The 15,122-nt window shown below is 67.9% G+C and carries 11 protein-coding genes; 4 read left to right on the top strand and 7 right to left on the bottom strand.

The genetic code is table 11. From position 1 onward, the window contains the following. Positions 1-7: 7 nt before the first annotated feature. Positions 8-475, bottom strand: coding sequence for a DUF3576 domain-containing protein (locus tag PS060_RS06610; protein WP_443112407.1), 468 nt, complete (start codon positions 473-475; stop codon positions 8-10). Positions 476-821: 346 nt separating this feature from the next. Between PS060_RS06610 and PS060_RS06605 the strand changes: the two genes are divergently transcribed. Then, positions 822-1,595 carry a hypothetical protein gene (locus tag PS060_RS06605; RefSeq protein ID WP_273986337.1) on the top strand — a complete coding sequence of 258 codons (774 nt, stop codon included), beginning with the start codon at positions 822-824 and terminating at the stop codon, positions 1,593-1,595. Positions 1,596-1,787: 192 nt separating this feature from the next. Next, positions 1,788-2,510 (top strand): acetoacetyl-CoA reductase, encoded by a 723-nt coding sequence (gene phbB, locus PS060_RS06600; protein ID WP_273986336.1) that lies wholly within the window; start codon positions 1,788-1,790, stop codon positions 2,508-2,510. Between the two features lie 154 nt (positions 2,511-2,664). Here phbB and PS060_RS06595 read toward each other — a convergent pair whose 3' ends face one another. Together PS060_RS06595 and PS060_RS06590 are read right to left on the bottom strand one after the other, a co-directional pair. Next, positions 2,665-3,321, bottom strand: coding sequence for an ABC transporter ATP-binding protein (locus PS060_RS06595; protein ID WP_273986335.1), 657 nt, complete (start codon positions 3,319-3,321; stop codon positions 2,665-2,667). Next, positions 3,306-3,833: a hypothetical protein gene (locus PS060_RS06590; RefSeq protein ID WP_273986334.1), complete on the bottom strand. Its 528-nt coding sequence runs from the start codon at positions 3,831-3,833 to the stop codon at positions 3,306-3,308. Before PS060_RS06590 ends, PS060_RS06595 begins: the two co-directional genes overlap by 16 nt. 148 nt (positions 3,834-3,981) lie before the next feature. Here PS060_RS06590 and PS060_RS06585 point away from each other — a divergent pair, with 148 nt between their 5' ends. Beyond that, positions 3,982-4,677, top strand: a complete 696-nt coding sequence (locus PS060_RS06585) for a Crp/Fnr family transcriptional regulator (protein WP_273986333.1) — start codon at positions 3,982-3,984, stop codon at positions 4,675-4,677. Continuing rightward, the gene (locus tag PS060_RS06580; protein ID WP_273986331.1) at positions 4,677-7,529 is read left to right on the top strand and encodes an adenylate/guanylate cyclase domain-containing protein; all 2,853 of its coding nucleotides are present in this window, start codon (positions 4,677-4,679) and stop codon (positions 7,527-7,529) included. The genes PS060_RS06585 and PS060_RS06580 overlap by 1 nt, the downstream gene beginning before the upstream one ends. Here PS060_RS06580 and PS060_RS06575 read toward each other — a convergent pair. The 4 genes from PS060_RS06575 to PS060_RS06560 all read right to left on the bottom strand — a co-directional run bounded on the left by PS060_RS06575 (position 7,526) and on the right by PS060_RS06560 (position 14,968). Further along, on the bottom strand, positions 7,526-11,650 hold the full coding sequence (locus PS060_RS06575; protein WP_273986329.1) for a Dyp-type peroxidase: 4,125 nt from the start codon (positions 11,648-11,650) through the stop codon (positions 7,526-7,528). The genes PS060_RS06580 and PS060_RS06575 overlap by 4 nt on opposite strands. 142 nt (positions 11,651-11,792) lie before the next feature. Then, positions 11,793-12,590 (bottom strand): helix-turn-helix domain-containing protein, encoded by a 798-nt coding sequence (locus tag PS060_RS06570; RefSeq protein WP_273986328.1) that lies wholly within the window; start codon positions 12,588-12,590, stop codon positions 11,793-11,795. A 96-nt stretch (positions 12,591-12,686) separates the two neighbouring features. Beyond that, positions 12,687-13,172 (bottom strand): hypothetical protein, encoded by a 486-nt coding sequence (locus tag PS060_RS06565; RefSeq protein ID WP_273986327.1) that lies wholly within the window; start codon positions 13,170-13,172, stop codon positions 12,687-12,689. Then, complete coding sequence (locus PS060_RS06560; RefSeq protein WP_273986867.1) at positions 13,169-14,968, bottom strand: AMP-dependent synthetase/ligase; 1,800 nt, start codon at positions 14,966-14,968, stop codon at positions 13,169-13,171. Before PS060_RS06560 ends, PS060_RS06565 begins: the two co-directional genes overlap by 4 nt. Positions 14,969-15,122 lie beyond the last annotated feature (154 nt).

Below are 15,122 nucleotides of genomic sequence, written 5' to 3'. Positions count from 1 at the left end.
ACGGTGATCAGGACTGGATCGCCTGGCGGCGCAGATCGCGGGCCTTGGTGAGGATGATGTCCTCAAGCTTCTGCACCGTTGCTGCCTGCACGGGAGCTTCGACCCAGTTGCCGCCTTCGTTCACCTGGCGGCTCGCCGCAACGCGCAGCGCATCGGCGCGCAGATCCTGATCGAGGATGGTGACGGTCAGCTTCACCCGTTCGCCCGGGTTGGCGGGGTTGGCGTACCAGTCGGTCACGATCACGCCCCCGGCGCTGTCGGCCTGGAGCAGCGGCGCGAAGCTCACCGTGTCGAGCGCGGCGCGCCACAGATAGGCGTTGACGCCGATGGTGTTGAGCTGTGCGGCCGACAATTCGGTGGTCGGGCGATCACGTCCGCCGCAGGCGCTGAGCCCGATCAGCGACGCACCCAGCAGGGCATAGCAGCCCGCGCGGCGGAGTGCGGGGCGGAAATTGGCGGAATTGGCGCGTGTCACTGCCGGATCATCCTCATCGTCACTAATCCGCTCGCTCTATAGCCCCATGCCCCCGTGCGGCAAGCATCATCCGCTCAGGTTTGCAGGCAAGCGTCGCAGGCAGGCTTGACGGCCTGCGGGCTTTACCGAGCCTGAATGCAGGGCGCAGGTGACGACTCGCCGCTATCTGTGTGCGCTATGCCACAGGTGGCAGGCGAATCCTTACAAGGTTGCAGCAAGACCGTTGCAAGAACACCGCCTCTGCCTATCACTATGTTTCAGCTGAGGCGCGACTCATCCGCGGTTCAGGTAGAGTCTGGTTGGGCAGATGTCCGGCTAGGCAGCAATCAGAGGGTCGAAAGGCAGCATGGCACGCATCGCGGACACGGCAGGAAAGACGCAGCGCACGCTGCCGTCCTTCGCCCTGTGCGCCGGGGTGTGCGGCGCGCTGGCGCTCGCCGTGCCGAGCGCCGGGCTGGCGCTGGCAGGCGACGCGATGGCCGCGCGCGCCGGCGGCTCGCTCGATGCGATGGGCCTTGGCCTGTTCACCCCCGCTTCGGTCGATCCTGACCTTGCCGCCCGCGTGGCCGGCAAGGCACGCGCCCGCGGCATCCACTTCACCCCCGCCAGCGCCCCCCCGATCAGCGGCAAGCGCACCGTGACGGTCGCAGTCCGGGTCGATGATGAAACCGCTCGGGCGATTTCGGTGCGCAAGGCGCTTGATGCGGTGCCCGGTCGCGGCACGGCCTTCGCCGGGCTCGACACCAGCCGCTTCCAGCTTGGCGCAGCGCGCGGCTATCGCAGCTTCACGCGCACTGTCGATCTGACCGACAGCGTGCAGAACCTCAGCCTGCCCGATCTCAAGCAGTTCGAACCCTCGCGCCCCGCGGCCGAGGGCAAGCCCAGCCGTCTGCAACCGCGGATCGAGCTGGAAGATCGCGCGATCGCCGGTCGCTCGCCCAATACGCTCGATTCGATCGGGCAGCAGACCGTGGACGTGGGCGGCAGCTTCCGCCTCTCGCGCAACCTGAACGTCACCGCCGGGGTGCGCTATTCGCAGGAGCGGGAGCGGCTCGATCCGCTGACCAATTCGGTGCAGGATAGCCAGGCGGTCTACGTGGGCACGCAGATCAAGTTCTGATCCGGCCGCAAGGCTGCGCCAATGCCGCATCCGGCAGCCGGTTTCTGCAACATTGTCGCACGGTTTTGACGCCGCTTGTCGCGCCTTGTCGCCCTTTGTCGCCCTTTGTCGCATAGCTATTCGCTGCTTTCCCTAAGGGAATCGGCTCGCTAGTCTGCCCGCATCACGCATCGTGCATGAGGGAGATTTGCCATGGGCCGGGTTGCCATCGTCACCGGAGGAACGCGCGGAATCGGGGAGGCGATCTGCAAGCGGTTGCAGCGCCAGGGTCACACCGTGATCGCCAACTACGCCGGGAACGAGGCCAAGGCGCAGGCCTTCACCGAGGCCACCGGAATCCCCGCAAGGCGTTGGGATGTGGGCGATTTCGAGGCGACCCAGGCCGGGTGCGCGGCCGTGGCGGAGGAGTTCGGGCCGGTCGACATCGTGGTCAACAACGCCGGGATCACCCGCGACGGCACGCTCCACAAGATGAGCTTCGACGACTGGAACGACGTCATGCGCATCAACCTCGGCGGGTGCTTCAACATGGCCAAGGCGACCTTCCCCGGAATGCGCGAGCGCGGGTGGGGGCGGATCGTCAACATCGGCTCGATCAATGGGCAGGCGGGGCAATACGGGCAGGTCAACTATGCCGCCGCCAAGAGCGGAATTCACGGCTTTACCAAGGCCTTGGCGCAGGAGGGCGCGAAATTCGGGGTGACGGTCAACGCGATCGCGCCGGGCTACATCGACACCGACATGGTCGCTGCGGTGCCTGCTCCGGTGCTGGAGAAGATCGTCGCCAAGATCCCGGTCGGCCGCCTCGGCATGGCCGAGGAAATCGCCCGCGGGGTGGCCTTCCTGACCAGCGAGAACGGCGGGTTCATGACCGGCTCCACCATGAGCATCAACGGCGGGCAGCATATGTACTAGCGCAGGCAGGCGGCCAGCCGCGCTGGCCGCCGGTGCCGCGCAGCGGCAGCCGAAGCGGCCGGCCAGCGGGTCGGCGGCGCAAGCCCGCCGATCCCGTCTGACGCAAGCCTGCGGCTTTGCCGCAGGCTCCAGCTCCGCCCCCCAGGCCAACCCCTCAGGCGGGCTCCAGCACCAGCAGATCGTCTGCGGCCGCCATCATCACCGGATCGTGGCTGACGCAGATCACCACCGCATCGCGCTCGGCCGCGTAGCGGTGGAGGGCGTCGGCCACGGCCTGCGCATTGGCGTGGTCGAGCGCGGCGGTGGGCTCATCCGCCAACAGGATCGGTGGCTGGGTGCACAGCGCCTGCGCAATCGCCACGCGCTGCTTTTCCCCGCCGGTCAATTCGGCCGGACACGCAGCGAGGCGGGTGCCGAGGCCGAGCATCCCGAGGATCGCGAGCCCTTCGGCCTCGGCCTCGGGCTGACCGCGCAGCGTGGCAGCGAGGCGGATATGCTCGCGCACGCTCATCACCTCGACCATCTGGCGGGTCTGGCTGACCAGCCCGAGATGATCGCGCCGCCAGGCTGCGGTCTGCGCGATCGAGTAATCCGAGACGCGCTCCTCACCCCACAGCACCGCGCCCGATGAAGGGCGCAGCGCGAGCGACAGGATCGCCAGCAAGGTGGTCTTGCCCACGCCGGGCGGCCCGTTGACCACATGGCAGCGGCCCGGTGCGAAGTGGCGCGAAATCGGAGCGAGCAGCAGCCGTTCGCACCCGTCGCCACCTATGCGGTGCTCGACCTCTTCAAGGATCAGCGCGCGCGGCACAGTTCGCTGTCGCCTGCCGGGGAGGATGTCCGGTCGGCCGGGTGCCACGCCGCGCCGGGCTGCGCCGTGCGCTCGGCGAGCACGAGATCCCAGGCATCATGGCCGTGGAGCCGGTGCGCCGGGAAGGCGTGCACCGCCGAACGCACGAAGCCATCGGCATCGGGCGGCACGGAAATGCCGCGCGGGCCATAGCAGGTCAGCGCCTTGCCTTCCTGCGCCAGCTTGACACCCCATTGCCACCGCCGAGTCGGCGTGCCGGGCTTGAACAGCGCGCGCATCGCCAGCAGCAGGTGGAGGCCCGATCCATCCGCCGGAGCGGCCATCAGCCGGGCGACATCGGCCTCGGGCACGATCGCGGTCAACACATCACCGCGGGCCGAAAAGGCAAAGTCCCTGTCTTCGCTGGCAGAAATCAGGCTGAGCCGGGGCTTGGCGATGAACGGGCGCAGCGGCTTGATCATCACGGCAAGATCGCCCGGCTGGGTCTTCCAACTACTTTGGGTAATCGTCATCAAGGCTCCCTTCGGCCATAGCGCCGCGGCATCGCACGCGCTGCACTCTGGCCGGGCCTCCCGCAGCGCGCGGCGGTAACGGTCACATCGGCCTTGTGCTGAATCGCACATTTGTGCATCGCTTGTGGCAAGGGTCGGGGGTCACCCAATGGAGCGTATCAGACAAGTCGCCATCGCCGGACTGGACGAGGAGGAAGCCCTCCCGCCAGCCCTTGCCGATGCCTTCATCGCGCGCGGTGCGCGGGTGCACGCTCGCAAGGGCCAGATGCTGATCGCACAAGGGTCGGAAGCGAGCGATGTCTATCTGATCCGCTCGGGCCGGGTGAACATCTCGGTCTTTTCCGCCAATGGCCGCGAGACGATCCTGCGCGACATGGGGCCGGGGCGGCTGTTCGGGGAGCTCGCCGCGATCGATGGGCGACCGCGTTCGGCCAATGTCACGGCGGTGGAGGATTCCGCGCTGGTGATGGTCACGGCCTCCGCGTTCCGCACATTTCTGGTCGAAGTGCCCGGCGCAGGGTTCTGGATGGCCGCACAGCTGGTGTCGCGGGTGCGCAACCTGTCGGAAAAGTCGGTCGAGCTCGCCTCGCAGCCGGTCGCGGCGCGGCTGGTGAGCGAGTTGATGCGGCTGGCGGCCGCCCACGCTGTCGACGACGAGCGTAGCGAGATCGCGCGGATGCCGACCCATGCCGATCTCGCCGCGCGGATCGGCACGCACCGCGAGGCGGTGACGCGCGAGATGCGGTTGCTCGCCAAGGACGGGCTCCTCGAACAAACCGGACGCAAGCTGGTGGTGACCTCGCGCAGCGGCCTTGCCGCGCTGCGCGAGCGACTCTCACGCTGATGCACTCCGTCACGCAGGAGCGGCGGCTGGTGACGCTGCTGTTTGCCGACCTCAGCGATTCCACGGCGCTGGCAGCAGGGCTGGAGCCGGAGCAATTTGCCGAAGTGATCGGCCAGATCCGCGCCATCGCCCAGCGGGTGATCCCGGCCCATGGCGGCGATATCGTGAGGGTCGATGGTGACGGGATGCTGTGCCTTTTCGGCTATCCCGATGTCCACGAGGACGCAGGCCGGCGCGCAACCGAAGCCGCGCTCGATATGCACGCCGCGATCGGCACGCTCGCGGCGGTGTTCGGCGCGCCCGATCTGACGCTGCGGCTGCATAGCGGGATTCATGCCGGCCTGGTCCTGATGCGCGAAGGCGATGTGGTGCGCGGCAAGTACGAGGTGCTGGGCGATGCCACCAATGTCGCCGCGCGCATCTGCGATGCCGCTGCGCCCGGCGAGATCCTCGTCAGCGCCGAGACATTGGGGGCCGAGCGGCACTTCTTCACCCATGGCGAGCCGCGCCGGATCACGCCCAAGGGCCATCGCACCCCGCTCGAATGTCTGAGCGTCACCGGGCGCAGCGGGATCGCGCGGCGTTATGAGGCGCGCGCGCAGGCCGGGCTGACCCCGTTCCAGGGCCGCACCGCCGAGTGGGAGCGTTTCACCCGCTGGCTGGCAACCCCGGCGGAAACCCCGGCTGTACTCGCCCTCCACGGCCCGGCAGGCATCGGCAAGAGCCGCTTCCTGACGCGCATCACCGCGCACGCGGCCGAACATGGCTGGCAGGTCGCGCTTGGCTATTGCGAGGCATATCTCAGCGCGCGGCCCTTGCAGGCCTTCAGTCAGGCGGCCGAGCATCTTGCCGGAAGCAGCGCGGGCGACACACCCGACACCTTGCGCGCCGCACTGCTGGGGGCGCGGGTGCTTCTGGTGATCGACGACTGGCAATGGGCCGATGATGCGAGCCGCGATTTCCTCGCCCAGCTGCTGCGCGAGGCCGATCCCGCGCGGCTGCGCTGCGTGCTCGCCTCGCGCGGGGCCAGCTTCGACCTGTCCGATGCCCATGCCGCCACCGTCCTCGCGCTGGCGCCGCTGGGGCGCGATGCGACGCTCGCGACGATCGAGGCGCTGCTGGCCTCGCCCGATCCCTTTGTGGTCGACCGGATCGAACGCGCCTCGGGCGGATCGCCGCTGCTGATCGAGGAGCTGTGCCACGCCTTTGCCAGCGGCGGCGCTGCGCCCGATCACGACCCGCGCGGGGTGTGGTTCGACCAGTCGGTGCAATCGCGCTTTGACCGGCTGGAACGGGCCGACCGTGACCTGCTCAAGCTGTCGGCGGTGATCGGCCATATCGCGCCCGGCTGGCTGATCGAACGGCTCCATGGGGCGGGGCTGGATGCCGACCAGCTAGACCGGTTGCAGACGGCCGACTTCCTGTTTCCGGGCGAGGCACCGGGCACCTATCGCTTCAAGCACGGGCTGACCCGCGACGCGCTCTATGCCGGGCTTGGCCGGGACGAGCGGCGACTGCTCCACGCCGAGGTTCTGGCAAGCCTTGAAGCCGCCATCCCCGAGCGTGGGCGCGAGGCGTTGCTCGATGCCCTCGCCTATCATGCCGTTGCCGCCGGGCGCGGGGGGACGGGGCTGGCCTATGCGATCGAAGCGGGCGATGCAGCGCTGGCGGCGGGCGCGCTTGACCGGGCGCAGGGGCATTACCTCGCCGCGCTCGACCTGATTGAGCGCCTGCCCACCCCGGCTGCACGGCGTGATGCGGCCTGGGCGCTGCTCAACAAGTTCGGCCTCGCCTGCATCGTCGATCCGGCCCCCGATCAGCTGGCCGTGCTCGAACGGCTGCGCGCCGAGCTCGCCCAGCATGGCGACGCGCGCGACTTGCAGCGCGCCGAATACTGGCTGGGGATGATCGCCTACGGCACGGGGCTGGGCAAGCGATCGGTTCGTCACCTTGAAGCGGCGCTCGAGCGGGCCAAGGGGGCGGGGCGACAAGGCGATGTGCCGCGGATCTGCATCAAGCTTGCCCATTCGCTGTTCGCCAGCGGACGGGTGGCCGAGGCCATCGCTGCCTTCGAGACCCACCTGCCCGCGCTCGCCGGGGCGCAGGCGCGCGGTGACCGCGAGATTGCGGCCTATGCCTATGCGGGCTTCGCCTTCCTGAACGCCCAGAGCGGCCATCACGCCCGCGCCGCCGGGCTGTTTGCCGAGGCCGACCGCATCCTCGCCGACCCCGCCAGCGCCATGAATGCGAGCATCCTGCTCTACCGTTCCGCCGCGCGGGTGACCGAGGGCGCGTGGGACGAGGCCATCGCCACCGCCGAGGCTGTGCTCGCTGTCAGTCACCGCAGCCGCGCCCGGATGCAGAGCCGCACCGCCCGCGCGCAGATCGCCTATGCCCGCTGGCGGCACAGCGGCGACCCGCGCGATGCGGCGGCGCTCGAAGCCGTGGCGCGCGAGTTTCTCGGCGGCGGGGCGAGCCTTCAGCACGTCTCGATGGTGTTCGGCTGGGTGGTCGAAGCGATGACCGCGACCGGCGATCATCCGCTCGCCCGGCAGTACATGGGACAGGTGATCGCACGGGCGCGCATCGCGGGCGACCGGTTGGGCGAGGCGATGGGCTGGCGGGCGATGGCACGGGCCGCGATGGTGCGCAGTGATGCCGCGCGCGCCGGACGCTATCTCGCCTTTGCCCGGCGCGCGGCAGCCTTGCGGGTCTCGCAGAGCGAGACCGCGCATAATGATGTCTGCGCGGCGGATCTGGCGGCAGCCTGCGGCAAGGCGGCGGAGGCAGCAGCGCTGCGCGGCCGTGCCGCTGCCGCCTTCACCGCGCTTGCCATGCCGTCCTTCGTCTAGGAGCCGACCGGTTCCCAGTCGCTGATTCGCAGGATCAGCGAGGCGGGCAGCGCCTCGATCCGTCCGGCTTCCAGCAAGGCTGCAAGGATGCCCTTCATCCCGCCCATCGCCATGGCCTGCGCCGGACAGGCGTGGACCGGGGTGTAGTCGCTGGCGGCCGGATCGGGACGAACCTTGCCGTCATCATAGATGTAGCCCTGCGCGCCCTTGGTGCGCTTGCCGCCGAAGATCACGTCGATCCCGGCCGCTCCGCTCGAATCCCGGATCAGCGCCCGCTGACTCGCCGAAACGAGGCTGGCGATGACCATGTCGCCTTCCTCAGCGACCGCATCGGGTTGCGGACTGGTGGAATAGCGCGGGATCGTCGCCTCGCGCTTGGCGGTGCGGAACAGCATATCGGGCGCGGGCCGCAGGCACATCGCCTGCGCGACCGGCACGGCGAGGACATCGAGCGCGGTCTCGGGCTGCTCACTGGGCGAGCCTCCGCCCAGCGCCTGCACCAGCGCCGCCTGATGCCGCCACAGCCGCCCGCTCTGGAGCCATTCGAGCAGCACGTTGCGCAGATTGGCTTCCATCGGCGGAATCGCGCCGATCATGGTGCCGATGATGTTGCGCGCCAGCACTTCATCATCCGGGGTGGTCTCGAACAGCTTCTGGATCAGCGGCGTGCGCTCGAGGTTCGGATCGGCGCGGTGGCGGGCGACGAAATTGCGACCGGCCTTGAGGATCGCGCTGCCGTGCATCTGAGCAAAGCCGCGGATTGCGGCATTGGGACGGGGGAACACCGACCCGCGCGAGGGCGCCATGAAATCGCCGGGGCACAAGGCTTCCTTGCGTTCGAGCGCCGCGTCCACCACCTCGTCGACGATCCGTTTCCATGACCAGCCGCCGATGTGGAGCGCCTTATCGTCAGGCAGGCCGTACCAGATCTTCCAGATCGCAGCGAGCGCAGGCTGGAAATACTCGCGCCGCATCTCGAGCTTGAAGAAGGTGCGGTTCAGCTCCTCGGCCGCCCGCTTGCGGGCCTTGAGCACCTCAAAACCTGCGGCATAGCCCGCGCGGAAGGCGGCGACTTCGGGGTAGGCGAGCAGCGCGGTATTGGTCGCTTCGGCCTCGGCATGATAGCACAGTTTCTGCTGGGCCATGGTGCCATCGGGCTTGGGGTAGGTGTAGGTACCCGACAGCGCCTTGTAGTCATCATCGGGCTGCTGGGTGACATAGATCGGCCCGGCATTGGGGATGATCCGGCGCAGCTGTTCTTCCGATGTGAAGTTGTCCCAATCGGCCAGCACCTTCATCACCTGGCGTTCCCCCGCGGCGATCAGCACGCGTTGTTCATCCCAGTTCGGATTGCTCCAGTCGATCGTCTCCGGGATCATGCCGACCGGGCCTTCGATATCGAGCACCCCGCCCGCCTCGTCACGGATCGCCGCCCAGACATGGGGGCTGATGTCGCGCTCGGCCGGATCCTTGGTCAGCACGTCTTCAAGCAGACGCTTCCATTCGCCCGCGCGAACCTGCGGGTCTTGAAGTTCGCGGATGCGGCGAATCTGGGCACCGCCAACCGCCTCCTCCAGCATCGGCTCGATCGGCTGATAGCCGCCGCGCCATTCCTCGGTCATCATCGCCAGCGCCGCGCGGCCCGGGGCAAAGAGGTACAGACCCCAATAGAGCGGCGTGAAGGGATGGCGCCCCTGCTCGCTCGGCGGGTCGCCGGGCAGGCCGAGCGGCTGGTCGGGCGGCGGCAGCGGCAGGCTGATGGCGACCGGCACCCTGGCACCCGACGGATCGGTGCGCTCGGCCAGAAAGCGGAACGCGCCCTCCCCGTCGCGCGGGCGCACGCCGGTGAGCGGGTCATTGTTGGCCGAGGCGACATCGGTGGGATTGCCGCCGTTGAGCCAGCGCTGGATCACCTCGTATTGCTCGGCAATGCTGGCGGCATAGGCCATGAACATCAGCCCGCGCGGGCCGGTGTCGCCTTCGCCTTCACCGAACAGCATCCCGCGGCGCAGCAGGCGCGGGGTCGGCCGGTCAAGCTCGCGCCGCACTTCGACCGGAGCCTGAAGCCCGCGCTCGGTGCGGCGCGGATTGGCTCTGCGGATATGCGCCGACAGCGGGCAGGCAAGCCCCTGACCGTCGCCGCGATAGTCGAAGTCGTTGAGATGGGCCGAGGCCGTCGGCACCAGCGGGCGGCCGGCATCGTCGCGCCCCATCACCGCCGCCTTGAGCCGCGCGCGCGCTTCGCCCTCGCACCAGCCCGTGGCAGAGGCGACGGCGGCCTTGTTGGCATCGAGCCAGGCCTCCAGCGCGTCGACATTCTCGCCGATCTTGCGGATCACCAGATAGCTGCCATTGGTCTGAAACTTCAGGGCGCGCTTGCGATAGGGGGTGCGCCAGGCGGTGTTGCCATCGCGCGGACGATCGGGCGAATCGAGATCGCGGAACACATCGGGCGGGCCATCGCCGCGGTCATTGGCAAAGCCTGCCAGCACCTCGCCCAGCGCCACCCGGTCGCGCGGCAACCCGTCATTGGGCAGATCAGGCTGACGCGGGCGCGGCTGGCTGATCCCGTCGACGAAGCCGAAATGGTCGCGGAAGCGGCCTTCCTCGTCATAGCGCGCATGGAGCCATTCGGCCGCCTCCAGCGAAACCGCACCGGCCCCGACCTTCACCAGCGCGAGGGCAGCGGCGCGGAAGGCCTCGCCCTCCATCCCGATGCCGCGCAGCTGGAGCGCGATGTCGACCTCCTCGAGCGCCACCGGCGGCAGGCGCACGCCGTCCGGCACCAACCCCATCAGCACCGGGCCGTTGCGTTCGGGAAGTGTCCAGTTGCGCGGGTAGTTTTCGCGCATATCGCCGACAATCCCGCTGCGCTGCGCCAGCCCTTCGCGGAACTCGGCCGGGAAGCGGTCGAGCGTGTCGCGATACATCCCCATTTCAAGCAGCCCGTGCGCGCTGAAGGCGATATTGCCCACCAGCGCTGCCGGATTGCCCGTCGGATCCCCCTCGAACCTCAGCACCCCGCGCGCGATCAGCTCACGGATGAAGTCGCGCGTCTTTTCGGCATTGCGCACGCTCAGCAGCATCAGCGCGCCGTGGTGAACCGGGGTATCGCGGCGGCCGTGGGGCTTGAGGATCCCGGCCTGCACCTCGGCCAGGATGAGCGGCGGATCGGGCAGCGGCCTCGCCGCAGCATCGAGCGCCTCGATATGGCGGCACCCCGTGCGATACCAGTCGAGCGGCACGGCATAGGCCTTCAGCAGCTTCGCCTGATCGCCGCCGGGATTGGCCGCCGCCAGCTTCTCCAGCCCCGCCAGCACCGGCTCGAAGCCCAGCAGGATGTCGCGCGTCGCGCGCAGCAAGCGGTGCCCTTCCTTGAGCGCATTCGGCCCGCCGACCGGGCCGGTCATCCATTCCGGCGGGTAGAGATCCGCCAGCTTGTGCAGCACATTGAGCGCCTCGAAGGCGAGCTCGACGGTCTTGCGCTGATGCACGGCGCGGGTGGCCAGCGCCTCGTCTTCCGGGTGCGGCATCGTCAGCCCGGTGCGCAGCGCATCATCCGCGCCGCTGCGGTCGGCCCGTTCGAGCGCCGAGAGATATTTGTGATCGCGCACCGAAAGCCCGGTGGTGCTGTAGAAGATCGCGCTGTCCATCTGATGGTCGCGCACCCACTGGATATATTCCTCGAACCCGTGCTCGGTGGCGGTGATGTAGCCCTCGCAATTGCAGAACAGCAGATCGAGGAACGGCCCCAGCGGGCGCCAGATCTGGCGCATATAGGGCTCGAACCCGCCTTCGAAGGTGGCGGTGAGATAGAGATAGCGGCGCGGGGTCAGTCTCAGGTGATCTTCCCCTTCGCGGTCGAAGGCGAAGGTGCCGCGATCCATCACTCCGACGCGGAAATCGAGCAGGTTGAGGATGCGCTCGGTCACATCGCTGAACGGCACCACCCGTTCGAACTCGCGCGCCGCAACCCGCAGCTTGTTGAGCGCGCCCGCCACCAGATCGAGCCGCGAGGCATAGGTGATGGTCTCGAAGGCGTCGATGAAGCCGTCCTTGATCGGCGCAATCACCACCAGATCGGTAATGCCGTCGATGGTCTTCGATGTGATGTGCTTCATGCGCGTCCCCCCTGATCGCCTATGGTTAACCCTTAGGCGATCATGCCGCGCGATGTCTTGCGCGCGTGTGGGAATTGCCACAGGCCGCCTGCACAAATGTATGAGGGCAGCCTGTGGCGGAATGCGAGACGGGCGACAGCGCTCAGCCGATGACGATGCCGACCACCCGCCACGCCCCATCCTCGAAGGCAAGGCTGACGCTTTCGACCTGGTTGGTGCCATCGGCATAGGTGCTGGCGAACTTCACCAGCCGGGTGCCGTCGGGCGGGGTGGGGACGAATTCGTTGGTGACGAGGTTACGGGTCAGCAGCGGCCCAAGCGGGGTGCGCACGCGGGTGGACACCTCGCTCCAGGTCGCAAGCGAGTTGAGCTTGCGGAACTGCGCGCCGGTGGCGGCATAGCTTTCGGCCCATTTGCTCTCATCGATCAGATTGAGGAAATCTTCAGCGGCGCGGGCGGCCGCTTCGGCCTCGCTCGAAGCTTTGCGTGGGGCTTCGGCGCCGGCGACGGTTTCGATCATGGCATCGGCAGGGGCGGCAATCGCCAGCGGGGAGGCGGGGAGGAACAGGGCGGCAAGAACAAGCGACATAAGCGCGGCTCCTATCAGGATGAGGGCAGGGCGTGGCCCAAAGCCGAACCACGCCCACCGCCGGGTGGCGGATGCCGCCATGCCTGCCTCCGGGTGGCGCTCGCCTGCATCCCCCAATGGCTTGTCCCCCAAGGTTTTGGGGGTGCCGCCGCGCTCCTCTGCCGCCAAACGCCGCGCCGCCTCGCGGCTGCTGGTGACGCCAAGCTTGCGCCGCGCCTCGCGCAGCCGTTCGTTGACCGTATGCACCGAAAGCCCAAGCTCGCGCGCCGAAGACTTGGCGTCATGCCCGCGCAAGAGCAGGCGCAGCGCGTCTTTCTCCTTGTCGGTCAGGGTGTCGCAGCCGGTCGCCATGGGCGCAGATTTAGGGGCCGGGAGGCAGGCGGGCCACCCCGAATTTTTTGGAAGGGCTGCGGCTTGCGACGGCATCTGCCGCCTGACTTCAACGCTTTACCCGTTGAACGCGCTGACCGAGATCGCGGATGCCCCGGCCTCGTCGCGGCTGTCATTACCCAGCTCGATCCAGTGGCCGTCCATCCGGGTGTCGCGCGATCCATCCGGGTTCTCGGTGACGACGCGGGTGAAGACGAAGGGCTCTTCGAACCGGTAGAGCGCCGCCGCCGATGCGAGCGAGCGGCAATCCGGCGCGAACCGGCCCGCGACCGCAACGCTGACGGCATAGCTGCCGAGCGGCACGCCGAGGATCGTCACCTCGTCGTCTGCGGCGATGTAATAGACGTGGTCTTGCCCGCTCTCTGTCGCTTCGAGCTTGACGAGAACGTGGCTGCTTTCGCGATTGCGGATCGTAAAATCAGGAAGCTGGGGCGAAGGCGCAAAGCCCCCGCGCACAACCGTGCCGCTTGGCAGTGTCACAGGGCAGGGGCTGGACTGTGCCAGCAGTGCCGCGGCGAGCATCAGCATCGCGCCGATGCTCACCCCCGATACAGTCCGTCGATCCGTTCCTGATACCGCTCGCGGATCTTGTGGCGGCGGATCTTCATGCTCGGGGTCATTTCCTCGTTCTCGATGGTGAAGGCCTCGTCCGCGAAGGCGAACTGGCGCACCTTTTCGATCACCGACAGGTCGGCATTGGTCCGGTCCACCGCCGCGCGCACTGCGTTCTTGAAGGCGGGAAGTTCCTGCAGCGCCTTCAGATCGAACTTCTCGCCATTGGCGCGCGCCCATTCGACCGCCCATTCGGCATCGGGCACGATCAGGCCGACGACATAGGGCCGCTTGTCGCCGCTCACCATCGCCTGCGCGATTTCGGGCTGGAGCGTCAGCATCCCCTCGACCTTCTGCGGGGCGATATTGTCGCCCTTGTCGTTGACGATCATGTCCTTCTTGCGGTCGGTGATCTTGATCCGGCCCTTGGCGTCAATATGCCCGATGTCGCCGGTGTGGAGCCAGCCGTCCTTGAGCGTGCGCGCCGTCTCGGCCTCGTTGCGCCAGTAGCCGTGCATCACCAGCTCGCCGCGCACGAGGATTTCGCCATCCTCCGCGATCTTGACCTCGACGCCCCTCAGCGGCGGGCCGACCGTGTCCATCTTCAGACCGACCGCGGGGCGGTTGCAGCTGATCACCGGCCCGGCTTCGGTCTGGCCATAGCCTTGCAGCATGGTCAGGCCCATCGCGTCGAAGAAATTGCCGACTTCGGGATTGAGCGGCGCGCCGCCCGACACCATCGCCTTCATCCGCCCGCCAAACTTGGCGCGGATCTTGGGGCGCAGGGTCTTTTCGACGAGGAAATCGAGCGGCCGGTCGCGCAGGCGCTTCTTGCCCTCCTTGGTGTGCTCGGCGATCTTGAGCGCCGTATCCATCATGAAATTGGCGACTTTGCCTTGCTTTTCGACCTGCTTCATGATGCGGGTGCGCAGCACTTCGAACAGGCGCGGGACGACGACCATGATGGTGGGGCGGGTTTCCTCGATATTGCTGGCGAGCTTCTCCAGCCCTTCCGAATAGAAAATCTCAGCGCCGACCCCGATGGGCAGATATTGCCCGCCGGTGTGTTCATAGGCGTGGGAGAGCGGGAGGAACGACAGGAAACGTTCGTCCTTCACCCCGAAATCATTGAGCAGCACTTCGGCAGCGCCCGCCGCGTTGCACAGGATCATTCCGTGGTGCTGCATCACGCCCCGGGGCGCGCCGCCGGTGCCGCTGGTGTAGATCAGGCAGGCGGTATCCGACCGCTCGATCCCTTCCACCCGCGCATCGACCGCAGCGCGCGCCGCGACGGGATCGCCGGTGATGAGGCTTGTCCAGCCGTGATACTCAAAGCTGCCCGATTGCTGGCGCTTCAAGTCGTCGATCCCGATCACGTGCTCGACCAGACCGGTCTGGGCAATCGCCCCCACCAGCGGGGCCAGCAGCTTCTCGGTCGAGACGAACACCGCGCGCGCCCCCGAATTGTCGAGTATATGCGCATGATCGCGGCGGGTGTTGGTGGTGTAGGTCGGCACGGTGATGCAGCCTGCCGCCATGATCGCAAGATCGGCGATGCACCATTCGGGGCGGTTTTCCGAAACCAGCGCCACGCGGTCGCCGTCCTTCAGGCCCATCGCCCGCAACGCCTCGGCAATGAGGCACACGTGCTCGGCGGCAGAACGCCAGGTCTGCGTCACCCACTGCCCGCCGGTCTTGTGGCCGAGGAACGGCGCATCGCCCTTCTCGTCCGCGCGCTTCAGAAACAGCGCGACCAGGTTCTGCGCGCCGTCGATGTCCTGCAACATCGGGTGATCCGCCGGATTCACGACCGCACGGGGGGCATGGACATGGCTGGGGGAATGCACTGGCAAAGGCTCCTGATCCCTTCGAAGTTATCGTTCGCGAGGCTCGGTGCGACCCGCGTGCGCTGCCCTGATTAGATTGTGTCAGCCGTAGCGG

This window comes from Erythrobacter sp. BLCC-B19, from assembly GCF_028621955.1.
Taxonomy (GTDB): domain Bacteria; phylum Pseudomonadota; class Alphaproteobacteria; order Sphingomonadales; family Sphingomonadaceae; genus Erythrobacter.
Note: the sequence above shows the minus strand (reverse complement) of the source record. Positions and strands in the feature narration are given on the sequence as shown.